This window comes from Methylobacterium sp. 4-46, from assembly GCF_000019365.1.
Lineage (GTDB): Bacteria > Pseudomonadota > Alphaproteobacteria > Rhizobiales > Beijerinckiaceae > Methylobacterium.
The window spans coordinates 1,011,124-1,035,764 of the sequence record NC_010511.1 but is presented as its reverse complement, the minus strand read 5'-3'; the positions used below and the strand labels follow the sequence as shown (position 1 = coordinate 1,035,764).

Annotated in this window: 15 protein-coding genes; 9 read left to right on the top strand and 6 right to left on the bottom strand. The window is 71.6% G+C overall.

What is annotated here, in order from left to right:
* Positions 1-367 precede the first annotated feature (367 nt).
* The 3 genes from M446_RS04395 (at position 368) to M446_RS04385 (ending at position 5,352) form a co-directional block, all read left to right on the top strand.
* Complete coding sequence (locus M446_RS04395; RefSeq protein ID WP_265576525.1) at positions 368-3,742, top strand: autotransporter outer membrane beta-barrel domain-containing protein; 3,375 nt, start codon at positions 368-370, stop codon at positions 3,740-3,742.
* A gap of 487 nt (positions 3,743-4,229) precedes the next feature.
* Entirely contained in the window at positions 4,230-4,862 is a 633-nt protein-coding gene (locus M446_RS04390) for an OmpA family protein (protein WP_012330881.1), read from the top strand.
* A gap of 211 nt (positions 4,863-5,073) precedes the next feature.
* Entirely contained in the window at positions 5,074-5,352 is a 279-nt protein-coding gene (locus M446_RS04385; protein ID WP_012330880.1) for a hypothetical protein, read from the top strand.
* 45 nt (positions 5,353-5,397) lie between these two features.
* On the opposite strand, the gene M446_RS04380 is transcribed toward M446_RS04385, so the two are convergent.
* A complete protein-coding gene (locus tag M446_RS04380) occupies positions 5,398-7,245 on the bottom strand; it encodes a serine/threonine-protein kinase (protein ID WP_012330879.1) in 1,848 nt (615 codons plus the stop codon).
* Positions 7,242-8,072: a PP2C family protein-serine/threonine phosphatase gene (locus M446_RS04375; RefSeq protein ID WP_012330878.1), complete on the bottom strand. Its 831-nt coding sequence runs from the start codon at positions 8,070-8,072 to the stop codon at positions 7,242-7,244. Before M446_RS04375 ends, M446_RS04380 begins: the two co-directional genes overlap by 4 nt.
* A 315-nt stretch (positions 8,073-8,387) precedes the next feature.
* On the opposite strand from M446_RS04375, the gene M446_RS04370 reads away from it, so the two are divergent.
* The 5 genes from M446_RS04370 (at position 8,388) to M446_RS04350 (ending at position 16,042) form a co-directional block, all read left to right on the top strand.
* Positions 8,388-8,924: an OmpA family protein gene (locus M446_RS04370; protein ID WP_012330877.1), complete on the top strand. Its 537-nt coding sequence runs from the start codon at positions 8,388-8,390 to the stop codon at positions 8,922-8,924.
* Between the two features lie 493 nt (positions 8,925-9,417).
* On the top strand, positions 9,418-10,977 hold the full coding sequence (locus M446_RS04365; protein ID WP_150108570.1) for a caspase family protein: 1,560 nt from the start codon (positions 9,418-9,420) through the stop codon (positions 10,975-10,977).
* Between the two features lie 137 nt (positions 10,978-11,114).
* Positions 11,115-11,798, top strand: a complete 684-nt coding sequence (locus M446_RS04360) for an OmpA family protein (protein WP_012330875.1) — start codon at positions 11,115-11,117, stop codon at positions 11,796-11,798.
* 157 nt (positions 11,799-11,955) lie between these two features.
* Positions 11,956-12,858, top strand: a complete 903-nt coding sequence (locus M446_RS04355) for an efflux RND transporter periplasmic adaptor subunit (protein ID WP_012330874.1) — start codon at positions 11,956-11,958, stop codon at positions 12,856-12,858.
* A gap of 52 nt (positions 12,859-12,910) precedes the next feature.
* Positions 12,911-16,042, top strand: a complete 3,132-nt coding sequence (locus tag M446_RS04350) for an efflux RND transporter permease subunit (protein ID WP_012330873.1) — start codon at positions 12,911-12,913, stop codon at positions 16,040-16,042.
* Between the two features lie 985 nt (positions 16,043-17,027).
* Here M446_RS04350 and M446_RS04345 read toward each other — a convergent pair.
* Positions 17,028-20,390 carry a DEAD/DEAH box helicase gene (locus M446_RS04345; protein WP_012330872.1) on the bottom strand — a complete coding sequence of 1,121 codons (3,363 nt, stop codon included), beginning with the start codon at positions 20,388-20,390 and terminating at the stop codon, positions 17,028-17,030.
* A 143-nt stretch (positions 20,391-20,533) separates the two neighbouring features.
* Positions 20,534-20,800, bottom strand: a complete 267-nt coding sequence (locus tag M446_RS04340; protein ID WP_012330871.1) for a hypothetical protein — start codon at positions 20,798-20,800, stop codon at positions 20,534-20,536.
* Between the two features lie 283 nt (positions 20,801-21,083).
* On the opposite strand from M446_RS04340, the gene M446_RS04335 reads away from it, so the two are divergent.
* Positions 21,084-22,514 carry a phospholipase D-like domain-containing protein gene (locus tag M446_RS04335; RefSeq protein WP_168169132.1) on the top strand — a complete coding sequence of 477 codons (1,431 nt, stop codon included), beginning with the start codon at positions 21,084-21,086 and terminating at the stop codon, positions 22,512-22,514.
* A 291-nt stretch (positions 22,515-22,805) separates the two neighbouring features.
* Here the strand turns inward: M446_RS04335 and M446_RS04330 are convergent, their stop codons facing one another.
* Both M446_RS04330 and M446_RS04325 read right to left on the bottom strand, forming a co-directional pair.
* A complete protein-coding gene (locus M446_RS04330) occupies positions 22,806-23,795 on the bottom strand; it encodes a lysylphosphatidylglycerol synthase transmembrane domain-containing protein (protein WP_012330868.1) in 990 nt (329 codons plus the stop codon).
* The gene (locus tag M446_RS04325; protein ID WP_012330867.1) at positions 23,795-24,568 is read right to left on the bottom strand and encodes an endonuclease/exonuclease/phosphatase family protein; all 774 of its coding nucleotides are present in this window, start codon (positions 24,566-24,568) and stop codon (positions 23,795-23,797) included. The genes M446_RS04330 and M446_RS04325 overlap by 1 nt, the downstream gene beginning before the upstream one ends.
* Between the last annotated feature and the right edge of the window lie 73 nt (positions 24,569-24,641).

Below are 24,641 nucleotides of genomic sequence, written 5' to 3'. Positions count from 1 at the left end.
GCCGGAACGAGATCTGCCGCATCGGACGAATACCGGTCAGAGTCGAGCGCCGATCTCGCAAGAAACTCTTTACGCTCATCGCCAGCTGTACTCGAAACGAATCAGTGGCGAGGAAGCCGGCTGTGGCATCCCGGCAACGGAGTTGTTTCGCGTGCTCGGCCGGGCAGTCTAGCAATAGACGCTGGCCGAGCGTGACCGTTATGCTGATCGAGAGGCCTGACCTGATGTGCGTCTTCGGACGGAGATCACGCGCCGGACCGGCCGCCGACGGGGATCGGGGTCGGGCCGGCCGCCGCGAGGGGCGGGCATGGGCCGGGGCGGGCGCGACCCGCCGACCGGCTCGCTGGGACGTGTTCGGGGGTGCGGGATGGTGACGCTGGGGTACGAAACGGGCCGCGCGCGCGGCCTTGCGCGGATGAAGCGCCTGCTGATGATCGGCGTCTCCTTCGCGGGGCTTCCGGTGCTGGCCGGCGCGGCCTACGCGCAGAGCGTGGTGCCGGGCTTCGACGCCAATCAGCTCGCCCGCAACGACGACGGCTCCACCGGCGAGGTGGCGCTGCCCTTCACGGCCAACTTCTTCGGCACGACCTACTCGTCGCTCTACGTCAACAACAACGGCAACGTGACGTTCGGGACGCCCCTGAGCACGTTCACGCCGGTCGGCCTCGGCGCCAATTACCGCGGGGCGCCGATCATCGCGCCCTTCTTCTCCGACGTGGACACGCGCAACCCGGCGAGCGGCATCACCTCCTACGGCACCGGCACCTACGCGGGCCAGACCGCCTTCGGGGTGACCTGGCCCTCGGTCGGCTACTTCTCGAACCATGCCGACAAGACCAACACCTTCCAGTTGGTCCTGGCCAGCCGCGCCGATACGGGCGGCGGCAATTTCGACATCTACTTCAACTACCAGCGCATCCAGTTCGAGACCGGCGACGCCAGCGGCGGCACGAACGGGCTCGGCGGCACCTCGGCCTCGGCCGGCTACTCCGCCGGCACCGGCGCGGCGGGCAGCTACTTCGAGCTCCCCGGCTCCCTCGTGAACGGCGCGCTCATCGATGGCGGGCCCAACTCGCTGGTGGCGGGCTCGAACAACGGCGTCCCCGGGCAGTTCCTGTTCCCGGTCCGCAACGGCGTCGTCATGCTGGCCAACGTCTGCCAGCCCGGGGACAACGCCTCGACCACGCAGATCGCCAATTGCGGCCCCAACCGGGCCTACACGGGCGGCATCTTCTACACCCCGCTCGACAAGTTCACCCTGAACGTCCTCGACAACACCACGATCGCCGGCCCGCAGAACGCGGCCGCCGTGCTGGTGATGCCGACCGCCGCGACCACCGGCGCGAGCCCGGCCGGCAGCGTCGCGATCAACGTCAACGCCTCGGCGACGATCACGGCGCCGGGCGGCGCCGGCATCCAGATCGACAGCGGCTCCGGCACGGGCGCGGGCAGCGTCACCAGCGCCGGCACGATCACGGCCGCGACGGCGGGCATCCAGGCCGACACCAACCGGGGCGCCCTCACGGTCGCGAATTCCGGCACGATCACCGCGCCGCTCGGCATCTCGGGCTCGTCGCGCACCACCACCGCCCTGTCGAATTCCGGCACCCTCAACGCGTCCTACGCGGGCCTCGTCGGCGGGGGCTTCACCGGCACCGTCACCCTGACCAACACCGGCACCGTCAATTACGGCCAGTTCGGCATCCTGGGCGGCAGCGCGGTCGCGCCGCTCGTGATCTCCAACGCGGGGGCGCTGACCCAGTCCGCCACCGCCTCGGGCCCGCCCGCCACCGGCCTGCCGACCCTGATCGCCGGCTTCCTCCAGACCAACGCCAATCCGTCGGCGATCTTCGCCCGCGCCGGCGGCGCGATCAGCATCGAGAACGGGGCGAACGGCACCATCGCGGGCGCCAACGGCATCGACGCGGCGGTGCTCAGCTCGGTCCCCGGCCTCCCGGCGACGGGCGCCGCCACCGGACCCCTGACGATCACCAACCTCGGCACGATCGACGTGCAGGGCGCCGCGATCACGACCGCGGCGAGCGCCGTGGCCAGCCAGGTGACCAATGCCGGCACGCTGACCGGCTCCCTCGCCCTGTCGAGCGGCTCGACCTTCACCAACACGGCGAGCGGCCGCGTCAACGTCACGGGCGCGAGCAGCTTCGGCGGCGGCACGATCACCAACGCGGGCGGGATCTCGCTCGCCTCGACCAGCCTGCAGAACCTGTCGGGGTTCCAGAACCAGGGCTCGGGCCTGCTCATCGCCACCGGCACCAGCAGCATCGGCAGCCAGACTCAGGGCACCAGCTTCGTCAATGCCGGCACGATCAGCCTCGTGAACGGTCGGGCGGGCGACACGCTCACCATCAACGGCAACTACGTCGGGCAGAACGGGCGCCTGCTGGCGGAGTTCAACACCCAGACCAGCACGGGCGACCGCCTGATCATCAACGGCAACGCCTCCGGCACGACCGGCGTCACCGTCACCAACCTGACCGGGGCCGTCCCCTTCACCACGGGCTCGCCGATCGTCACGGTCACCGGCACCAGCGCCGCCAACGCCTTCACGCTCGCGGGGGCGCAGAATTTCGGCACCCTCGAGGCGATCCTGGTCGCGACCACCGGCCAGGGCGGCACCTCCGTGGCCCTCGGCACCGTGCCGACCGCGGTCGGCCTCTCGGCCTCCACGGCCGTGATCGCGGCCCGCACCATCGCCTTCCAGGGCGGCTCGGCGGTGCTCGACCGGCTCACCCAGGTCCGCGACAGCCTCAAGGCGGCGCCCGGCCAGACCGCCATCCCGCAGGCGATGCAGTATAACGGCCTGTCGGCCTACTCGGCGCTCGTGACCAAGGACCCGATCGCCCCCAAGCTCGCCGAGCCCGCGCCGCAGACCACCACCCGGCCCGCCATCTGGGCCCGCGCCTACGGCGACATCGAGAGCCGCTCGGGCTTCAGCAACTTCTCCTTCGGCGGTCTCAACTTCACCCGCGACCTCGGCTACAGCCAGGTCTCGGGCGGCTTCCTGGGCGGCACGGACGTGGTCATCAGCGGGCTGACCAAGCCCGACGACGGCCTGATCCTCGGCGTGATGGGCGGCTACACGCTGGCGGGCGTCGACCTCAACCGCAATGCCGGGCGGCAGGATTACGAGGGCGGCACGGTCGGCGTCTACGGCACCTACCTGAACGGCCCCTGGTTCTGGGACGCGCTGTTCAAGGTCGACCTGCTCGGCCTCGACATCCGGGCGCCGGGCGTGGTGCAGCGCACGGGCCTGCAGAACTACAACTTCACCACCAATGTCGGCTACCGGGTGCCGCTGGAGCACAACATCTACGTCGAGCCGACGGCGGGCCTGGAATACGTCTCGACGGTGTTCGACCGCACGCCGGCGCTGGCGGTCGGGGCGGTCCCCCTGCGGGACGGCGAGGCCCTGCGCGGCCGGATCGGGGCGCGGATCGGGACCGAGATGGTCGAGGACAACATCCGGATCGAGCCGAGCATCACGGGCTACGTCTACAGCGTGCTGACCGAGACCGGCACGGTGGGCGCGTTCAACGGGATCACCGGGGTGACCGGCCTGCGGGAAGAGGGGAAGGTGCGCGGGGAGGTCCAGGCCTCGATCAATTTCTTCAACCTCAAGACCGGGCTGTCGGGCTTCATCCGGGGCGATTACCGGATCGGCGGCGACCTCGTCGGCGGCGGCGGCCGCGCCGGCATCCGCTACCAGTTCTCGACCTTCTGATCCGCCGTCCGGAGGATCACGTCCGGCCGGACGATCCGTCCGGACGGCGTCTGCCAAGCCCGCGCGGCGCTTGAGCGAAGCCCAAAGCCGCCATCCCGAAGGGATCGAGCGGCTTTGGGATGCCAAGCCCGCGCGGCGCGACGAACGAGAGGCCCGGCTCCGCCGGGCCTTTCTCGTTGGGCCCCCGCGGCCGGGACGAGTCCCGCGCCCGCCGGCCGCTTCTCCCCGGCCGTGCGCTGGCGCACAGCCGTCCCCCGACCTGCGTGGAACATCACCGGGATGCGGGACTTGCGGAGGCTCGCGCGGAGTTGTTGGGGACCGGTCCGACCGGAGAGATTGTGCGGGCATTTGCGGGCTTGGCAGGTTGGCCGTGATTCTGTATCGGACAACATCGGCTCTGCATCGCTCTGCTTGACGCATCGGGAGGGGCCACCGTGCTCGGCGTCCGTGGGTGTGATCGCAGATCACTCTTGCTTGAGGCAAAGCCATGGTCGCGTTCCCTCGTCGGAGCCCTTCCGGGTTCGGTCCGCTCGTCGCGCTCGCGCTGCTTCTCGGGTCCGGCGGGGCCCGCGCGCAGACCGTGACCGAGGACGACATCGTCCGCGCGCTGATGCCGCGGCCCCAGACCCGCAGCCTCACCCTGGTCGTGCCGGACCGCGGCGGGCGCGAGGAGCAGGTCTTCCTGGATTCCCTGCGCAACCGGTCGTCCCTGTCGGCGGCCGAGCGCGACCGGCTCGCCGCGCTCTCGTCCGACAAGCAGAGCATCGCCCTCGACATCCCCTTCGCGTACAATTCCTCGAAGATCGGCCACGGCGCGCTCGCGCAGGTGAGCGCGCTCGGCGCCAGCCTGGCCCGCCCGGAACTGCGCGACAGCACGATCCTCATCGTCGGCCACACGGACGGGAAGGGCAGCGACCGCGGCAACCAGCGGCTCTCGGAGCGGCGCGCCCGGGCGGTGAAGGACTACATCGTCCGGCATTACGGCGTGGCGGCCGGCAACCTGATCGGCGTCGGCTTCGGCAAGAGCCACCTGAAGGAGGCCGCCAACCCCTACGCGGCCGCCAATCGCCGCGTCACCGCCGTCAACATGTCGGCGCCGCAGGTCGCGAGCCGCAACTGAGACGGCGAGGCTCTCTCGCGCTCCTCCGGTCGCGCCGGAACTCGGCTGAAACCGCGATCATCCCGCGTTCAGGTGCGCGGGCGCACAGTCTTAGCCTAGCAGTAGGTCCAGAACGGAGGGGCCTTATCTTGCATCGGCGGGTTCGGAAGCCCATCTCGGGGCACGACGACCGAACGATCCTCGCCGAACCCGAGACGGATGGAGAGACTTGATGACGCTGCGTGCTGCCCCGGTCCTGTCGGCCCTCGCCCTGGTGGCGCCCCTCGCAGCGGCCCTGCCGGCCGAGGCCTCGCCGTGCCGGGGCCTGTCGCCCGAGGAATGCGCCTTCGTCCATCCCCGCGCGGAGCGCCGGATGCAGCTCGCCTTCGCGGACGAGGTCTTCGCTCCCTCCCCGGCGGCTCCCGCCGGATGGCGCGCGCTGGCGCCGGGCGTGCGGCCCTTCACGCGCTTCGACATCGAGGGCCTGCGCCTGATGACCCGGATGCCGTGAGCGCCCCCGGGCCGGACGGCCCAGAGGATCACGGCCCGGAGGATCTCAGCTCCCGAGCTTGAAATAGGCGACCGCGATCCCCGCCGGACGGGGATCGCGGTCGAGTTCGTCGCCGATCTGCCGGAAGAGCTGCTCGGCCCGGCCGTTGATCCCGGAGCGCACGCTCGTCAGCGGCTTCTGGCTGGTCACGACCACCACGAGCTGCGGCCGCGGCACGCCGCTCCCCTCCATCCGCAGCGAGAAGCGCAGGGTCTCGCCCGTCCGCTTGGCGGAGCGGCTGAGATTGGTCACCCGCCCGTCATCCGCCACGAGGAGCAGGTCGACCGCGCGGTCGCCGCGGGTCTCGACCGTGCCGACGAGGTCCTGCCCGCTGTGGAGCAGGTCCTGCGTGATGGTGATGCTCGCCGCGCGCGCGTCGCGCTGCGGGTAGTGGCGCGCCAGGAAGGCGACGACGGGGCACTGCGCCTCGCTCACCTGCCGCAGGGTGATCTGCGACTCGATCCCGAGCGCGTTCTTGAACGCCTGGTCGAAATCCCGGAAGGGCTGCGTCGAGCGCCCGAAGGCGTCGACCGTGATGTCGGGCGGCTGGGTCGTCACCGGCGTGATGAAGAAGCAGTCGCCCCCGTCGTACTTGCGGATGAAGCTCTCCACCTCCTCGGCGGTCGTGGTCACGGCCGGGGGCGGGGGAGGGGCGGGGGGCTCGCGCCGGGGGTCCCGGGGGGATGCGGGCGGCGCGTCCGGATCCTCGCCCGGGTCGGGCAGGGCGATGATCGGCGGCTTCGTGGCCGAGGGCGGCCGCGCGGGCTCGGCCCGCGAGGAGGGATCGGCCCGCGAGGAGGGCTCGGTCGGCGGGGCGGGCACGCTCGGCGTCACCACCGGCTCGGCCGGGCCGACCACCTGCGGCACCGGGGTGGTGAGCGGCGCCTCCGCCCGGCGCGCCGGCAGCACCGCGAAGGCGAGCGCCGCGAGGGCGGCGGTGGCGGCCACGCCCCCGCCCGCCGCGGCCAGCACCGCGACGGGCAGGCGCCGGGGGGCGGCCGGTTCGGCCGCGGCCAGCGCCGCCACCGCCGCCAAGTCGGCGGGCCGGTCCTTCGGGTTGGGCTGCAACATCGCCTGCAGCAGGCCGCGGATCGGCTCCTCGATCCCGGTCAGGTCCGGCACGCGCCGGCGCTTCTCGACCACGTCGACGTGGTTGCTGCCCATGTCGAGGGCGCGGCCGCGCGCCGCGTGCGCCATCAGCAGGCCGAGGCTGTAGATGTCCGATTGCGGGGTGACCTCGCCCCCGTAGAGCCCCAGCTGCTCGGGGGACACGTAGGCGTACTTGCCCGCGAAGCCCCCGCCGATCACCGTGCCGTCCGTGCTCGGCGCCCGGGCGATGCCGAAATCGATCAGCTTGGCGCGGGCCACGTTGCCGCCCGGCAGGATCACGTTGTCGGGCGAGACGTCCCGGTGGATGATCCCGAGCTCGTGCGCGGCCTGCAGCCCGGCCGCGAGCCGGCGCAGCAGCAGCCGCAGCGTCGGCCCGTCGAGGGGACCCTCCTTGAGCCGGTCGGAGAGCGACACGCCGTCCACGAACTCCATCGCCAGGTAGGGGAGTTCGAGCTTCGGGTCGATCGAGAACACGAAGTAGCGGACGATCGCCTCGTGGTGGAGGTTGTGCAGGGCCGAGGCCTCGCGCCGGAACAGGGCCAGCGCCGAGGCGTTGCGGGCGAGGTCCGGCTTGATCACCTTGATCGCCACCGCGTCGCCGGTGGCGAGCGCCTCGCCCCGGTAGACCTCGCCCATGCCGCCGGCCGCGATCAGGCTGCGGATCACGTAGATGTCGTTGAGGCGGGTGCCGGGCGCGATGAAGGACCGGGACTGCGGCGGGAGGAAGACCGTCTCCTCGCTCATGCGCGCGGGCCCTCCGGTGGGCGCGGCCCGGAGGCGGCGGGCGAGTCGGCCGGGGCGTCGGCGGGACGCCCGAGATAGCGCACGGCCACGACCGTGACGTTGTCGGCCGCGCCGCGGTGCAGGGTGAGGGCGAGGAGCGCGTCGCAGAGCCCCTGGGCGCTGCCGGATTCCGGGCCCGAGGCCGCCGCCAGGATCTCGCCGTCCTCCACGTGCCGCGTGAGCCCGTCCGAGCACAGGATGAACAGGTCGCCGGCCTCCAGCAGGCCGTGGTCGAGGTCGAGTTCGGGCTGGGCCTGCACGCCGATCGCCCGGGTGATCACGTTGCGCCGCGGCCAGGTCTGCGCCTCCTGCGGGGTGATCACCCCCCGCTCGACCAGGGACTGGATCTCGGTGTGGTCGCGCGAGAGCTGGGCCAGCACCCCGCCGCGCACCCGGTAGATCCGGCTGTCCCCCGACCACAGGCAGGCGAAGTGCGGCGCGTGGATCAGCAGCACCGCGACCGTGGTGCCGACGACGGCGCCGCGCGCCCGGGCAACCTTCTGGATGTCCGCGTTGGCGGCGGCGAGCCGCGCCTTCAGGGCGGTGAGCAGGTCCCCCGCCGAGGCTGCAGGCCCGACCGCGGCCAGGGCCTCCACCACCGCGGTGCTCGCCACCTCGCCGCCCGCGTGCCCGCCCATCCCGTCCGCCACCGCGAAGATCCCGCTCTCCGGCGCGAGCAGGAAACGGTCCTCGTTCAACTCGCGCACGCGCCCCGCATGGCAGGCCGAGCCCAGGTCCAGCGCGGCCCGGACTGGCCGCGGCGTCGGCTCGGTGGCGTCTGTCTTCATGGTCCGACCGGTCATGCGGGGGCGCCCGATGCGCGGACCGGCCTGAGCGGGACGGCGGCCGGTCCGGCCCCTGGAAAGCGCGCCCCCGTCACCCTGACCGAGGCGGGATCTTTCGGCAAGGGCTCGCCGGGCGCCGCCCCCAGGCCGCTGCGCCCCCGGCCCGACGCAGGAGTACCGAGGATTGGTGCGCGACGAGGTCTTGCAACGACTGTGGAGCGAAAATTTGAATCAGTGATACCTAGTCGTACCTGGCCCAGGCTATTGACGAAAAACTGATCCTGCGGCATAACCGCAACGTTGCAGGGGAATTCGGACATGCGCGGCAAGTTTACGGCCTCGATTCTCGCGCTCGCGGCGGTCTGCGCCGGCCATGCTGCCGTCGCCGGCCCGGCCTATACCGCCGAGGACATCGTCAAGAAGTTCGCGCCGGCCGATCCGCTGGGCAAGACCCGCGGGCTCTGCATCGGCACCCACAGCGAGTGCAACGCCGGCGTCGAAACCCGGGCGAGGCCGACCGGCAGCTTCGACCTGGTGGTGAATTTCGACTACAATTCCGACCAGTTGACCGGCGCCGCCAAGCAGAACCTCGACGAATTCGCCAAGGCGCTGCGCGACGACCGCCTGAGATCCTCGACCTTCCTGGTCGAGGGGCACACGGACGCGCGCGGCGGCGAGGAGTTCAACCTCGGCCTGTCGGGCCGCCGGGCCGACGCCGTGGTCCGGTACCTCTCCGGCCGCGGCGTCCTGGCCGCCCAGCTCACCGCCCGCGGCCTCGGCAAGTCCCGCCCGCTCACCGACAACCCGCTCGACCCGGCCAACCGCCGCGTCGAAACCCGCCTCGCCGTGGACTAGCGGCCACACCCGAGGCGGCGCGCGACGACGCCCCGGGCCCCCGCCCGGGGCGTCGTCGCGTCTCGGGCGGTGCGCGCCCGCACGCCCGGGCATCCCGCACCCAGGTAGAACCGAAGCGTCGGAAAGCTCCGATCGGGCGGCTCTTGCCAGGAGACTGGCGAAACCCGGTCCCGCATCCGTGCGAGACTTGCCCGTCCGGTGCCGGTTCTGGCGGATGACGCGAAGAAACTGGCGCTTGTCACGCCGATTCAGTGGTCGCATTGCGGAAGGAGGTCCCTCGTCCGGCCGATCGGAATCGGTCGTGCGCGACCGTTAAACTTGTCAGACCGCGGCGGAGGTCTTAAGCTTCCGCGGCTGGATTGTGATTGCTGAGCAGTTCTCTGAGGACGGCATGCGTGCGTTGTGGATTGTCGGCATCGTGCTCGCGTTCAGCGCGTGCCAGGCGATTCAACCTGTCTTCGCCCAAAGCAGAGCGGGCGACCGGATCGCTCTGGTGATCGGCAACGCGCAGTACCCGGACAGCGACACGGCCCTCACGACCCCGGTCGCGGATGCCAGGGCCGTGGCGGCGGTCCTTCAGCAGAAGGGCTACGCCGTGGACGTCGGCGAGAACATGGCGAAGGTCGCCCTGCAGGGCGCGCTCGGGCGCTTCTACGACAAGATCAAGGCGGGCTCGACCGCGCTCCTCTACTTCAGCGGGTATGGGATCCAATCGAACAAGCAGAATTACCTGATACCGGTCGATGCCCAGATCTGGACCGAGCCGGATCTGCGGCGGGACGGCTTCAACGTCGAGGGCATCCTGAGCGAGATGCAGAAGCGCGGCGCGGACCTGAAGGTGGTGATCCTGGACGCGGCCAACCGCAACCCGTTCGAGCGGCGCTTCCGCAGCTTCGCCAACGGGCTCGCGGCGACGGCCGAGGCTCCCCCGAACGCGCTCGTCTTCTACTCGACCCAGCCCGGCCAGATGCTGCGCCAGGCGACGGGCGCCCGCAGCCCCTTCGCCGAGGAACTGGTCCGGCAGCTCGGCCAGAGCGACGGGATCAGCCGCGCGGTGTTCGACCGGACCCGCTCCGCCCTGGCGGCGGGCCAGGGCGGGCAGACCCCCTGGATCTACTCGAGCCTGCGGGAGGGGGCCCTCGCGAAGGACACCCCGCCGCCCAAAGACCTTTCTGCCAAGGACCTTTCTGCCAAGGACCACTCTCCCAAGGACTTCCCTGCCAAGGACTTCCCTGCCAAGGAGGGTCAGACCCCGAAGGAGAGCCCGACCTGGGTGGATCCGCAGCAGGCCGGGAGGAGGCCCCCGCGCGAGGAGGCGCCGCCCGGGCCGGTGGCCGGCCGACCGCCCGAGACGCCGCGGGAGCCGCAGGCCGACCCGTCCGCCGAGTTCGCCGCCGCCCGAAAGGCCGGGACCCGGGAGGCGATGGAGCGCTTCGCGGACAAGTTCCAGGGCACCGCCTGGGGCGAGCGCGGCCGGGCCGAGCTGAAGCGGTTCGAGGAGCAGGCCAAGGTCGCCGCCCCGAAGGTGCCCCAGACCCCGCTGCCCTACACCCGCGAGGACGAGCGCCTGCGGGCCGAGCTCAACAAGGCCCTGGAGCGCAACCCAGCCGACGGGTCCGCCCTCTACCGGCGCGGCCAGCTCTACGCGATCCACCGCGAGTACGCGCTCGCGCTGGCGGACTTTGACGAGGTGATCCGCCTCAACCCACAGGACGTTGAGGCGCTCAATAACCGCTGCTGGGTGCGCGCGATGGTTGATGAACTCGACCGGGCACTGCGCGACTGCAACGAGGCGCTGAAGCTCAGACCCAATTTCCCGGACGCTCTCGACAGTCGTGGACTGGTCAACCTCAAGATAGGACTTCCCGGTCTCGCCATCCGCGATTACGATGCCGCGTTGAAGGGCAATGGTAAGCAGGCCTCGTCCCTGTACGGCCGCGGGATGGCGCGGGTTCGGACCGGCGAGACGGAGGAGGGGAAGAGCGACATCAACGATGCGCTCCGGATGGATCCGGGCCTCGAGAGAGAGTTCGCCCAATACGGAATCCGTTGAGGCCGCCCACGCGCCGCGCGGCCGGCCTCGACGCGAGCGGAAAGACGGCGTCACTCGGTCCTGATGACCGGGCAGCGACCGGCATACGAACGAAGAACGTCTGGCACTGGACTGAGATCGTTTTGAGGAGCATCACGATGACTGGATCTGCTAACACGTTCTCGCGGCGCCTGAGCCGCGCCGCGCTCCTTGCCGGATTGCTGACCCTCGGCTCGGCGGCCGGCGCCCTCGCCCAGAAGGCCCCGAGCGAGGCCGACATCGCCAAGGCCCTGATCGGGGCACCCGCCGAGGCGCCGGTCGCGACCGGGCCGACCCGCAGCCTCTCGACCAGCGTCCGCGGCGAGGCGGCGAGCGCCGGCGCCCTCGGCGAGGACCGCAGCTTCCTGGATTCGCTGCGCAACCGCGCCTCGCTGACCCCGAGCGAGCGCAGCAAGCTCGCGGCGGTCTCGGCCGACAAGCCGAGCATCGACCTCGAGATCCCCTTCGACTACAACTCCGCCAAGATCGGCCCGAAGGCCCTGCCCATGGTCAAGAGCCTGGGCGCCGCCCTCGCCCGGCAGGAACTCAAGGGCAACACCTTCCTGATCGTCGGACACACCGACGGCAAGGGCAAGGACCAGGCGAACCAGGCCCTGTCCGAGCGCCGCGCCCAGGCCGTGAAGGACTACATCGTCCAGAATTACGGCGTGCCCGCCACCAACCTCGTCAGCGTCGGCTACGGCAAGACGCAGCTCAAGGACGCGGCGAACCCGAACGCCCCGGTCAACCGCCGCGTGACGACGGTCAACATGTCGGGCGTGAAGTCGGCCTCGCGCTACTGAGATGGGGCCGGCCAAAGCCGGCCCGCCCGGTTTCGGCCGGCCCGCCCGGCCGCGGCCGGGCCCTCACCCCGCGGCGCGGGCCCCGTCCTCCCGGACGGGCCCGCCTCCCGCCCCCGAACCGCGTACGATTCTGGCGAGGCCGATGCGAGGCCGATGGATGCGTCCTGACCGCGATACGGCCCTCCGCCCGCGCCCCGCGCGCGCCCCGGAGGCGCTCGGCCGCGCCGCCCTCCTGACGCTCGCCCTGATCGGCCCGCCCGGGCTGGCCCGGGCCGAGGACGCCCCGACCGACACGGTGCGGGCGCGGCGGGCCTGCTTCTCCGACAACGTGCGGGTGACCGGCTACCTGATGCCCCGGCGCCCCGCCTACGTGAGCATCAACATCGAGGGCTACCGGGTCTCGGACGTGCTGGTGCAGGAGGGCGACCCCGTCTCGGCCGGCCAGGAACTGGCCCGGGTCGCCAAGATCGGGGCGGACGATTCGGTCGCCCAGATGCTGGCCCCGTCGAACCTCGCCAAGCTCCCCAACTCGATCTCCCTGAAGGCCTCCGCGGCCGGCACCGTCACGCGCAGCACCGCCAAGGTGGGGCAGCTCGTCAGCCCCCAGATGGACCCGCTGTTCCAGATCGCCCTCGACCGCGATCTCGACCTGATGGTGCAGGTGCCGAGCCTCTACATCTCGAAGATCCGGGCCGGGGCGGAGAGCCGGATCCTGATCGGCAACGACCTCGCGCTGCGGGGCGAGGTGCGGATGGCGGCGACCGACGTCGACCCGGCGACCCAGTTCGGCCGGGCCTTCGTGTCGGTTCCGGCCCACGCGGACCTGCGCCCGGGCATGTTCGCCCGCGCCCTGATCGACACGGCGCGCAGCTGCGGGATCGCCGTGCCCCGCGCCGCCATCCTGCGCCGCAGCGACACGACGAGCGTCCAGGTGGTGCGCGGCGGCCGGATCGAGACCCGCCGCGTCGTCGTCGGCTCCTCCTCGGAGGACGACGTCGAGATCCGCAGCGGCGTCGGAGAGGGCGACACCGTGGTGGCCAAGGCCGGCACGGCCTTCTGAACCGGGAGCGGAGGAGGCGTCGATGCAACACCAACCGAGGCGAGCGCCGTAAGTGTCCCTGAACGTCTCCTCCTGGGCGATCCGCAAGCCGCTCCCCTCGATCCTGATCTCGCTGATCCTGCTCATCCTGGGCTGGATGAGCTTCGGGAAGCTCCCGATCACGCGGCTGCCCTCGGCCGACATCCCGATCATCTCGGTGGCGGTGGCGCAGTTCGGCGCGGCCCCGGCGGAGCTGGAGGCGCAGGTCACCAAGACCATCGAGGACGGGGTCTCGGGCGTCGAGGGCGTGCGCCACATCGCGTCCCTCGTCACCGACGGCGTCTCGGTGACGACGGTCCAGTTCCGCCTGGAGACCAACACCGACCGGGCGCTCAACGACGTCAAGGACGCGATCACCCGCATCCAGGCCGACCTGCCGCGCTCGGCGGAGGCGCCGCTGATCCAGCGCGTCGACGTGGTCGGCCTGCCGATCGTCACCTACGCGGCGGTCGCCCCCGACAAGACGCCCGAGCAGCTCTCCTACTTCGTCGACACGGTGGTCAAGCGCCGCCTGCAGAGCATCCGCGGCGTCGCGCAGGTCGAGACGATCGGCGGCTCCGAGCGCGAGATCCTGGTCTCCCTCGATCCCGACCGGCTCCAGGCCTACGGGCTCACCGCCGTCGACGTGAGCCGCCGGCTGCGCGGCATCAACGTGGACGTGGCGGGCGGGCGCACCCAGCTCGGCGGGCGCGACTTCGCGATCCGGGCCCTCGCGGGCGCGCGCAGCCTCGACGAGCTCAAGGGCACCATGATCCCGCTCGCCTCGGGCGGGCAGATCCGGCTGCAGGATCTCGGCGTCGTCACCGACACGGTGGCGGACCGGCGCACCTTCGCGAGCCTCGACGCCAAGCCGGTCGTCGCCATCGGCATCAAGCGCGCCAAGGGCGCGAGCGACGTCGTCGTGGCCAAGGCCGTCCAGGCCAAGGTCGACCAGATCCAGGCCGAGTACCCGGACGTCAAGCTCTCGCTGATCGACACGTCGGTCGACTACACGCTCGGCAACTACGAGGCCGCGATCAAGACGCTGTTCGAGGGCGCGGCGCTCGCGGTCATCGTGGTGTTCCTGTTCCTGCGCGACCTGCGCACGACGGTGATCGTGGCGGTGTCGCTGCCGCTGTCGATCTTCCCGGCCTTCTGGGCGATGGACCTGCTCGGCTTCTCGCTCAACCTCGTGAGCTTCCTCGCCGTCACGCTCTCGACCGGCATCCTGGTCGACGATTCGATCGTCGAGATCGAGAACATCGTGCGCCACATCCGGATGGGCAAGTCGCCCTTCCAGGCGGCGATCGACGCGGCCGACGAGATCGGGCTCGCGGTGATCGCGATCAGCCTCACCATCGTGGCGATCTTCGCGCCGGCGAGCTTCATGGGCGGCATCGCGGGCCAGTTCTTCAAGCAGTTCGGCATCACCATCGCGGTGCAGGTGCTGTTCTCGCTGCTCGCGGCCCGCTTCGTGACGCCGATGCTGGCCGCCTACATCATGAAGCCGCACGTCCACGAGGAGAAGCCGCCGGGCCGGATCGAGCGCGCCTATGTCTGGCTGGTCTCGAAATCGGTGCGCTTCTACGGGCTCACCGTGATCCTCGGCATCGCGATCTTCGCGGCCTCGATCCTCAGCATGAAGCTCCTGTCGCAGGGCTTCCTGCCGGCCCAGGACACCGCCCGCTCGCTGCTCTCGATCGAGCTGCCCCCGGGCAGCCAGGCCTCGGACACGCAGCGCGTCACCGACGTGATCGTCAAGGACCTGCGCCAGATCCCGGAGGTGAAGAGCATCTTCGTCGATGGCGGGCGCATCGCGGGCGGCACGATCGAGGTCCGGCGCGCCTCGCTCATCCTCAACTACACCAACAAGACCCACCGCACGATCACCCAGCGCCAGCTGGAGCAGCAGGTCGAGGCGCGGCTGAGGCAGATCCCGGACATCCGCTACTGGTTCGTGGACGAGAACGGCCTGCGGGCGATCTCACTCGTGGTCAACGGCCAGGACAGCAGCACGGTGGCGAGCGTGGCCAACGAGCTCGCCAACCAGATGCGCCGCCTGCCGGCCGTGGCCAACGTGATCTCGGGCGCGACCCTGAACCGGCCGGAGCTGCGCATCCGCCCGCGCATGGACCTCGCCGCCCGGCTCGGCATCACGGCCGACACGCTCTCCGAGACGATCCGCGTCGCCACGATCGGCGACGTGGGGCCGGCGCTGGCCAAGTTCGACGCGGGCGACCGCCTCGTGCCGGTGCGGGTCCAGCTCGACGACAGCGCCCGGCTGAACTGGCAGATCGTGGAGCAGCTGCGCATCCCGACCCCGGCCGCGAAGGGCGGGGTGCCGCTCTCGGCGGTGGCGGATCTCGGCTTCCAGGACGGGCCGGCCAACATCTCCCGCTACGACCGCGAGCGCCAGGCGACCGTGGCGGCGGACCTCGTCGGGGACGCGGCCCTCGGCGACGTGCTGGCCGCGATCAATCAGCTGCCGGTGATGAGGAACCTGCCGAAGGGGGTGCAGGTCAACCAGTCGGGCGACGCCGAGAACCTCGCCGAATTGTCGGACGGCTTCGCCGAGGTGATGCGGGCGGGCCTGCTCATGGTCTACGCCGTGCTGGTGATGCTGTTCGGGTCCTTCCTGCACCCGATCACCATCCTGTTCTCGCTGCCGCTCTCCCTGGGCGGCGCCGTGGTGGCGCTGCTCGTCACCGGCAAGCAGCTCACGACCCCGGTCTGGATCGGCATCCTGATGCTGATGGGCATCGTGACCAAGAACGCGATCATGCTGGTGGAATTCGCGATCGAGTCGATGCGCCACGGCATGTCGCGCAATGAGGCGATCATCGATGCGGGCCGCAAGCGCGCGCGGCCGATCATCATGACGACGATCGCCATGGTGGCCGGCATGGTCCCGAGCGCGCTGGCGATCGGGGCGGGCGGCGAGTTCCGGGCACCGATGGCGATCGCGGTGATCGGCGGCCTGCTCTTCTCGACGGTCCTGTCGCTGATCTTCGTGCCGGCGGTGTTCTGCCTCGTCTGCGTGATCTCGGACCTGCCGAAGAATGCGGCGGCGCGCCTGCGCGCCCGGGCAGCGAAGCCCGCCCCCGCCCAGGCGGCGGCCCCGCCCCCGCACGGCGGCATGGCGAGCCCGGCGGCCCCGGGGGAGTGAGCTCGCCTCGACCGGAGTGACGCGGCAGCGGCCGGTACGGGCCGGAACGGTGGCCCGCGCGGGTCCCTCCTCAGGTTTGCCGCGAGGAGCCGCCCTGTCCGCCCGACGACGGCGCATTCGGCCCCGTGGCCGGGCGAAGGGGCGGGGGAGGCGGGGGACGGGTGGCTTGCGCCGAGGGAGCGTTGACGCCGCCTTTGCGGACGTAGCTCTCGGTCAGCGGAGCACTCCGGGGTAGCGAGTAGCCGCCCTCAGCCTTCAGGTTCGTGAACGATTTATCCGGCATCCTGACTCGCCTCCGTGTTCGGGATCGGAAACTCGATATGGATATTTTCCGCTTTTCGCGCTAGGTAGAGCAACGGAACGTCGTATTGCTTATTGCCCTCGAAATCATACACCGACACATCTCGCAGTACAATCTCTCTGATTTCTCCGCTTTCCGAGAATGTATTAACGTATCCGGATTAGCCTAGCTTCTGCTCGAAGTCGCGCCAATTTATAAATCCGACTGATTTCGATCGACTGTTGAATGTAAAGTCCCATACGTCCTCATCGCCATATCGCTTGGTGGCTCGAATGAATTGCAGGAAGCGTGCCATGATTTTGTAATTCGAGGCATAAAGCCAGGCTATTCCTCCTGCAAAACTGATGAAAGTTGCACAAATGAGTTCATATACAATAGAATAGTTAAAAATGGCCGGCTTTTCTATGCTTATGACTTCGAAATCACCAACAAATAACTCAAATAAAGCATATGTGACAGCCTAACTTGCAAGCCCGTAGAGAAAGCTCAGGACGAAAAATTCAACATCTGAAGGTTTAGATTGTCTTGCCCACACGATATCGATACGTGCCCAAATCACTCCAGGCAGAAACAAAATCATGACTTGAAATAAAAATGCGTCTAATTTCATAAAAATTCAACCAGAAGGCTGCGATGCAGCGATGGGGAAATTGCGCGACTATTATACGGGTTTGTGCCCCAGAGTCAGTCCCCGAGCAGGAGATCCAAATCCTCCGCCGTCATGGCGCTCGTGGGCGCGCCGTCGTGGTCGAACAGCGAATCGGCGAGCGCGCCCTTCCTCTCCTTCAGCACCCCCATCTTCTCCTCGATGGTGCGGGAGGCGACGAGCTTGTGGACGAAGACGGGCTTGTCCTGGCCGATGCGGTGGGCGCGGTCGATCGCCTGGGCCTCCACGGCCGGATTCCACCAGGGATCGTAGAGGATCACCGTATCCGCCGCGACGAGGTTGAGCCCCGTCCCGCCCGCCTTCAGGCTGATCAGGAAGACCGGTGCCTCGCCGGCCTCGAAGCGGCGCACCACCTCGGCGCGGTCGCGGCTGCGGCCGGTGAGTTCGAGGCAGGGCGTCTTGGCGAGCGTGAGGCGCGGCTTGATCAGGTCGAGCATCGAGGTGAATTGCGAGAAGACCAGCACCCGGCGCCCCTCGGCGATCAGGGATTCCAGCAACTCGTCCAGGCGGTCGAGCTTGGCCGAGCCCGCCTTCGGGGGAGGTGCGAGCTTGAGCAGGCGCGGATCGCAGCAGGCCTGCCGCAGCTTGAGCAGCGCGTCCAGGATGACGATGCGGCTGCGGGCGAATCCCTTCTCGGCGATGGCGGCGCGCACCCGGGCATGCATGGCGAGCCGGATCGACTCGTAGAGGTCGCGCTGACCGGCCGCGAGGTCGACGCGCTCGACGATCTCGGTCTTGGGCGGCAGCTCGGCCGCCACCTCGTCCTTGGTCCGCCGCAGCAGGAAGGGCTTGAGGCGCCGCGCCAGCAGCCGGCCGCGCTCGCGGTCGCCCTGCTTCTCGATCGGCATGCGCCACGCCCGGGTGAAGTGCCGGCGGTCGCCGAGCAGGCCCGGGCACGCGAAGGCGAAGAGCGACCACACCTCCGCGAGGGAATTCTCAAGCGGCGTCCCGGTGAGGCAGAAGCGGTGCCGCGCCCGGATCCCGTGCAGCAGCCGGGTCGTCTGCGCGTCCGGGTTCTTGATCGCCTGCGCCTCGTCGAGGAGAAGGATGTGCCACTCCTGCGCCGTCAGCACCGCGTGGTCGCGGGGGATCAGCGGATAGGTGGTGAGCACGAGGTCGTGCTCGGCCATCGCCCCGAACTGCTCCTTGCGGTCGAGGCCGTGCAGCGTGAGCACGCGGAGGGAGGGGGCGAAGCGCTCCGTCTCGCGCCGCCAATTGCCCATCAGGCTCGTCGGCGCCACCACCAGGGCGGGCCGGTCGAGGCGGCCCTCCGCCTTCTCGAGGGCGAGGAGCGCCAGGGCCTGGACGGTCTTGCCCAGGCCCATATCGTCCGCCAGGACGCCGCCGAAGCCGGTCTCGCGCAGGAAGGCGAGCCAGGCGAGGCCCTGCGCCTGATAGGGCCGCAGGCTCGCCCGGAACGCCGCGGGGGGCTCCACCGGCGGGATGCCGCCGCTCGCGGAAAGCCGCCGTCCCATGGCGCGGATCGCCTCGCCGCCGCGCCAGATCACGCGCTCCCCGCCCTCCTCCTCCAGGGCCGCGAGGCCGGCCGCGTCGGCCCGCGACAGGCGAAGCCGCCCCTCGTCGTCGCGGCCGATCAGCAATTCGGCGATCGCCGCCAGGATCCCGCGCAGCCGGCCCGGGGGCAGGGCCAGCATCCGCCCGTCCGGAAGCGGCAGGACGAGGGCCTTCTCCCCCTCCGGGCCGTCGAGGATGGCGGGGTCGAAGCCCGGCCGCCGCAGCAGCGCGAGGATCGGCCCGACGAGGTCGATCCGCTCCCCGTCCAGCTCGACACCGAGCTGGAGTTCGAGCCAGTCGATGCCGGATCCCTCGCGGATCTCCGCGTCGAAGGCGCCGTCCGCCCGCATCAGCCGCAGGGGGAAATCGGCGGCGGTCTCGATCTCCCAGCCCTCCTCCCGCAGGCGGGGCAGGAGCCAGTATTGCGCGTCGGCCCATTGGGCCGTTCCTCCTTCGCGCACGAAGTCGCGGCCATGCGCGGCCTCGGCGGGATAGCGTTCGCAGACCGGGACGAAGTTTTCCCGGATGAGGCGCCGGGCCGCCTCGCGCTCGGCCTCGGGATCGCGGGCCACCGCGTAGAGGCGCCCGCCGCTGAGGCGCGGCACCACGGCCCGCATCTCGCCGAGTTCCGTCCGCACCGGTCCGTACGCGAAGGCCAGCCGCGCGATGGGCACCGTCTCGTGGTCGATCATCGCGTAGGGGCCGTAGCCGATGGTCGTCCTGATCGGGGCGGTCGTGAGGCGCAGCACCGGTCGCGGGGCGACGCGGAGGGGCTCCGCCGCGGGCGAGGGCGGCCGGTGGGCGGCGAGGTCCGGGACCTTCTCCGCCAGGACGGCGTTGAGCGCCGCCACCGCTTCCGCCGGGACCGGCGGCGCCAGGGCGAGGGCGCCGGCGAGGCGCGGGGCGAGTCCGGTCTCCACCGGCCCGATCAGGCCGGCCGCCTCGTCCACGTAGGCGGGCGGCGCCGCGGCCAGCACCGCGCCGGGATCCTCGCAGGTGACCTCCGCCCGCAGGGCATCCGCCTCCTCCCGCCAGGCGATCCGCCCGGCCCGGGGCGGACCCGCCGCGAGGGCCGGCCCGTTCGGCTCCCGCCAGCGGACGCGGCCGGTGGCGAGCAGGGCCGCCAGGATCTCCGCCGCATCCTCGTCGGAGAGATCGTAGGCGTAGGCCCGGCCGTAGCCGATGGAGTGGCGCTGCCGGCCGGCGAGAAGGCGGTGGATGCGCAGGTCCGAGGGGCGCAGGAACCGGGCCGGCGATGCGCCCGCCTGCAGGAGATAGGGGCTGCCGCCCTCCGAGAAGGTGCCGTCCTTGCGCAGGCGCGTCGAGATCACCTGCAGGGCGAGGCGCGGCAGGCCTTCCCCCGCCAGGAGCGAGCCGAGCACGTAGACGAGCCGCTGGTTGATGGAGCGTGGGTAATCCTCCCCGGCGGTGGCCTGGGCCCGGTCGAGTTGCGCGACCCACCGCGCCAGGGCCGGCGGCAGCGCCTCCGCCTGGGCCGCGGGGCGGCCCGCTCGTGCCGCGCCGCGGGCCGTCGGGGCCGGCGCCAGCAGGCGCTCCAGGCGCTGCGCGACCGGATCGCCCGGCGGCTCCGACGCCTCGTCCAGGAGCGAGAGGAGGACGGCCGCCACGTGCTTGCAATTGCGGGCGACCGGGCAGGAGCAGGTGCCTTCGATCCGCAGCCCCTTCCCCCGCTCCCTCAGATCGACGACCAGCCTGTAGGGCTCGTCGCTGCCCTGGACCTCGCCGGAGATCCCGGCTCCGTTTCGGGTCGCTTCGAGAACGCGCCCCTCGCGCAGGTAGCTCTGCCCGGCGCGGGTGGCGTTGGGGCCGCAGGCCGCGACGATGTCGGATCTGCTGTAGTGCACGGGCTCGGTCCGGTGGCTCCGGTGGCGGAGGTCTGCCGGAAGAGTGGGAGTGCAGGATTCCCGCGTCCAGCCGCGATCCGCCTCCGCCCACCGCCGAGGGCGGCCGGGACGCGCGTCCCGGCCGCCCCGGTGCATCGCCCGGCTCAGCGGCTCGGAGTCGGGTCGCTCGGCTTCGGGACCGTCCTGCTCCCTCCGCCCGTCACGGTCCCGGTCGCGGCCGGCGCCGTCCCGGGCGCCACGCCCGCCGCCGGGGCGGCGTCGCGCCCCCCCTTCTCGGCGTTGCTCTTGACGCTGCCCGGGTTGTTCATGTTGCCCTCGGCGCTGCCCGGCGCCGCGGTCTGGGCCACCGCCGCGCCGCCCAGGGCCACCATCAGGGCGCCCGCGAGCGCCATCCGCTTCGTCCGCATCATCGATCCTTTCCAATTCCGTTCAGATCCTGAAACGGGTTGAGCGGCCGCAAGTTCGATCGAGATCATCATTCTTGCGCGTCCTTATTCCGTCTCGTCTGTGCTGCGGGTGCGAACGAGACTGGTTCTTCGAGGCAGGACTTGCCGTGTGCGGTGCGGCGCGGCGGGGTCCGCTGTGCCGCAGGAGCAGGCTGCAACGCTCGGGCGCCTGACGTGTTCTGGTGGGGCGCGGCCCCGGGCGGGGCCGCCCGCCGCATCGGGGAGATCGTTGGTCGTCACGATGAGAATGGATGACGCGTTGGCCGGGGCCGTCCCGGTCGCCCCGCCCCCGACCCTGTTCGTGCCGGGCCGCAATTGCTGGCGGGTGGCGCGGGCGGCCCGCGCCGCCCTGCTCGTCGACGGCGCGGATTACTTCGCGGCGCTGGAGGACGCGCTCGCGCGCGCCCGGCGCAGCATCACCCTGGTGGGCTGGGATTTCGACGGCCGCATCCGCCTGCGGGCCGACGCGCCGGAGGCGGCCTCGCCCCCGCTCGGCCCCTTCCTGCGCGCCCTCGTGGAGGCGCGGCCCGAACTGGAGCTGCGCATCCTGATCTGGAGCGTGGGCACGCTGCACGGGCCGGGCGAGGCGCTGCCGCTGCTGTTCGGGGCGGAGTGGCAGCGCCATCCCCGCATCCGGGTGCGGCTCGACACGCGCCACCCCCTCTACGCGGCCCATCATCAGAAGATCGTCTGCGTCGACGAGTGCCTCGCCTTCGTGGGCGGCATGGACCTGACCGTGCAGCGCTGGGACACGCAGGAGCACCGGGCCGAGGATCCCCGCCGGGTCGATCCGGACGGCGCCCCCTACGGGCCGGTCCACGACACCCAGATGGTGGTGGACGGGGAGGCGGCCCGCGCGGTCGGCGACCTCGTGCGCGCCCGCTGGCGCGACGCGACCGGAGAGGCGGCCGCCCCCGCCGAGGGACCGCCGCTCTGGCCGCGCGGCCTCGCCCCCGACTTCACGGACGTGCCGGTGGCGATCGCCCGGACCATGCCGCTCCTCGACGAGCAGCCCTCGGTCGAGGAGGCCGCCGCCCTCACGGCCGACCTGCTGCGCGGCGCCCGGCGCCACGTCTACATCGAGGCGCAGTACCTCACGGCGCGCTTCGTCGGCGACGTGCTGGAGGCGCAGCTGGCGCGGCCGGACGGGCCCGACGTGGTGATCGTGCTCACCCGCCGCTCGCACAACCTCACCGAGCGGGTCGCCATGGGCGCGCCCCGCGACCGCCTGATCCGCCGCCTGCGCGCCGCCGACCGGCACGGCCGCTTCCTCCTCGCCTACCCGGCGGTGCCGGGCCCGGCGGGCGAGTGCCAGGTCCTGGTGCACTCGAAGCTGGTGATCGTGGACGACACCGCCCTGCGGGTCGGCTCCTCCAACCTCAACAACCGCTCGGTCGCGCTCGACACCGAGTGCGACCTCGCCGTCGGGGGCACCGACCCGGCGACCCGGGCCACCATCGCGGCCCTGCGCGACCGGCTGCTGGCCGAGCATCTCGGGGCCGATCCCGCCGCCGTGACGGCGGCGATCCGGGCGGAGGGGTCGCTCGTGCGGGCGGTGGAGCGGCTCAACACCGGCCCGCGGGGCCTGCGGCCCTTCGCGGTGCCGCCCGAGGAGGGCCTGATCGAGCCCCTCCTCGGCGCGGACCTCCTCGACCCGGAGCGGCCGTTCGGGAGCTGAGGCCGGCAGGCGCACCCGGCGCGCCCGGGGGCCTCTCCCTTCGGACGAGCCGCCCTCGGCGCGCACCCGCGTGGATGCGTCGAACTTGGCCGTGATCGCTGCCCCGAATTGTCACTATAAATTGTCCCTATACTTGTCAGGACAGCAGGCGTAGGCTCCGCTTCATGAACAGGATCGCACCAGACACCCTCGTGCACTGGTCGGAAGTGGCGGCGCTGGCCCTGCTCGTGCTCGCCCTGGCGGTCGCCGAGGTGATCTGACCCGCTCTCCGCGCGCCCTCTGCGCGCGCCCTCACCGGGCGGGCGAGGCCGCCGGGCCGATCGCGTCCCGCCCGGGCGCCGGGCCGGCGCGTCCCCTTCGCCGGAACACCACCTCCGCCCCCGCGAAGACCAGGAGCCCGAGCGCCAGCGGCACCAGGAAGTACACGACGCGGAAGGCGATGAGCGGCCCGATCACGTCGGTCCCGGGCAGGAGATGCACCACCACGCTCTCGATCACCCCGACGCCGCCCGGCACGTTGGTGACGAGCACCGCCGCGTTCGCGATCACGAAGACCGAGGCGACGCCCGGATAGGCCACGTCCGAGACCGCCGCGAGCACCTGATGCAGGCAGGCCGAGACCAGGGCGAAGTTCACCGACCCCACCGCCACCTGGGCGAGGGCGATGCGCCAGGGCGGCACCTCGATCGACCAGCGGCGGATGGTCAGGGGCCCGAGCCGGAAGGCCGCGGCCGCGAGGTAGAGCCCGACCCCGGCGAGGCAGGCGAGCGCCACCGCCACGATGCCGCCCCGCCCCAGACCCGTGATCTCCTGCGCGAGCCGCGGCCGCAGCAGCGCCAGCGCGCCGAGCGCCATCAGCCCGAGCGCGACCGTGAGGCCGCAGAACAGGACCAGCTTGGCGCTCTCGGCCAGCGTCAGGCCGCGGCGCGCGTAGAAGCGGTAGCGGATCGCCCCGCTGCTCAGGCCGGACAGGCCGATGCTGTGGCCGACGCCGAGCGCCACGAAGGCCGCCACGCCGACGTACCGGTAGGGGAGGGGGCGCCCGATCGCCCGCAGGGCCAGCCAGTCCCCTGCCGTGAGGCAGAGGTAGCTGCCCGCCGCGAAGGCGCCCGCCCCCAGGAGCCGGGCCGCCGGGATCGCCCGCACCGCCGCGTACAGCTCCGCGAGGCCGTAGCCCGAGAGGGTGCGGACGAGGAGGTAGGCCCCGAGCGCGACGCTGAGCGCGGTGGTGATCAGGGTCCAGCGGCGGCGGCGCCCGCTCCCCGCCCCGTGCCGCGCCATCACGCCACCTCCGCCCGGTCGGGGCGCGGCGCGCCCGCCGCCGGGGCGAGGTCGAGGTCGACGAGGAGCGGCAGGTGGTCCGAGGCGACCCGCGCCAACGGCCCGCGCACCACCTCGACGTGCCGCACCCGGATCCCCTCGCTGACGAAGACGTGATCGAGCCGCAGCAGCGGGAACCCGGACGGGAAGGTGCGCTGGCGGCGCGGCACGCCGGCGGCGCGCTGCGCGTCCCGGAGATGCCGGGCGAGGCGCCGGTAGGCGGCGGAGGCCGGCACGGCGTTGAGGTCCCCCACCAGCACGAGGGGCGGGCGGCAGCCCGGATCGGCCAGGAAGCGGGGCCCGAGCAGGGCCTCCGCCTGCCGGGCGCGCTCGCGGCGGCGCAGGCCCAGATGGGTGGCGATGACCTGGACCTCCGTGCCGCCGGCCTCGATCGCCGCCCAGAGCGCGCCGCGCGGCTCGAGGTGCGGGCGCCCGGCGAGGCCCGGCAGCGCCTCGGCCCGCACGAGGCGGGAGGGCAGGGCGGTGAGGATGGCGTTGCCGTACGCCTCCTCCATCACCCGCAGGGCCGCGTGGAAATGCGCCCGCATGCCGAGATGCTCCGCGATGGCGTGGGCCTGATCGATCCGCCCGGAGCGCGGGCGGCCGACGTCGAGCTCCTGCAGCGCCACCACGTCGGGCCGGCAGGAGGCGAGGACCGCGGCGATGCGCGCGGGGGAGAGGGTCCCGTCGGTGCCGAGGCAGCGGCGGACGTTGTAGGTGATGAGGCGCAGCACCCTTCGGGATTCCCGGATCGCTCCCCTCAACGGGGCAGCAGCGCGGCGGTTCACGGGCGGCCCCGCCCTCTGC

Coding starts and splice junctions, on each gene's coding strand:
- M446_RS04335 (WP_168169132.1), top strand. CDS start 21,084: ATGGATGACGCGTTGGCCGGGGCCGTCCCGGTCGCCCCGCCCCCGACC.
- M446_RS04395 (WP_265576525.1), top strand. CDS start 368: ATGGTGACGCTGGGGTACGAAACGGGCCGCGCGCGCGGCCTTGCGCGG.
- M446_RS04390 (WP_012330881.1), top strand. CDS start 4,230: ATGGTCGCGTTCCCTCGTCGGAGCCCTTCCGGGTTCGGTCCGCTCGTC.
- M446_RS04370 (WP_012330877.1), top strand. CDS start 8,388: ATGCGCGGCAAGTTTACGGCCTCGATTCTCGCGCTCGCGGCGGTCTGC.
- M446_RS04355 (WP_012330874.1), top strand. CDS start 11,956: ATGCGTCCTGACCGCGATACGGCCCTCCGCCCGCGCCCCGCGCGCGCC.
- M446_RS04330 (WP_012330868.1), bottom strand. CDS start 23,795: ATGGCGCGGCACGGGGCGGGGAGCGGGCGCCGCCGCCGCTGGACCCTG.
- M446_RS04380 (WP_012330879.1), bottom strand. CDS start 7,245: ATGAGCGAGGAGACGGTCTTCCTCCCGCCGCAGTCCCGGTCCTTCATC.
- M446_RS04360 (WP_012330875.1), top strand. CDS start 11,115: ATGACTGGATCTGCTAACACGTTCTCGCGGCGCCTGAGCCGCGCCGCG.
- M446_RS04375 (WP_012330878.1), bottom strand. CDS start 8,072: ATGAAGACAGACGCCACCGAGCCGACGCCGCGGCCAGTCCGGGCCGCG.
- M446_RS04385 (WP_012330880.1), top strand. CDS start 5,074: ATGACGCTGCGTGCTGCCCCGGTCCTGTCGGCCCTCGCCCTGGTGGCG.
- M446_RS04340 (WP_012330871.1), bottom strand. CDS start 20,800: ATGATGCGGACGAAGCGGATGGCGCTCGCGGGCGCCCTGATGGTGGCC.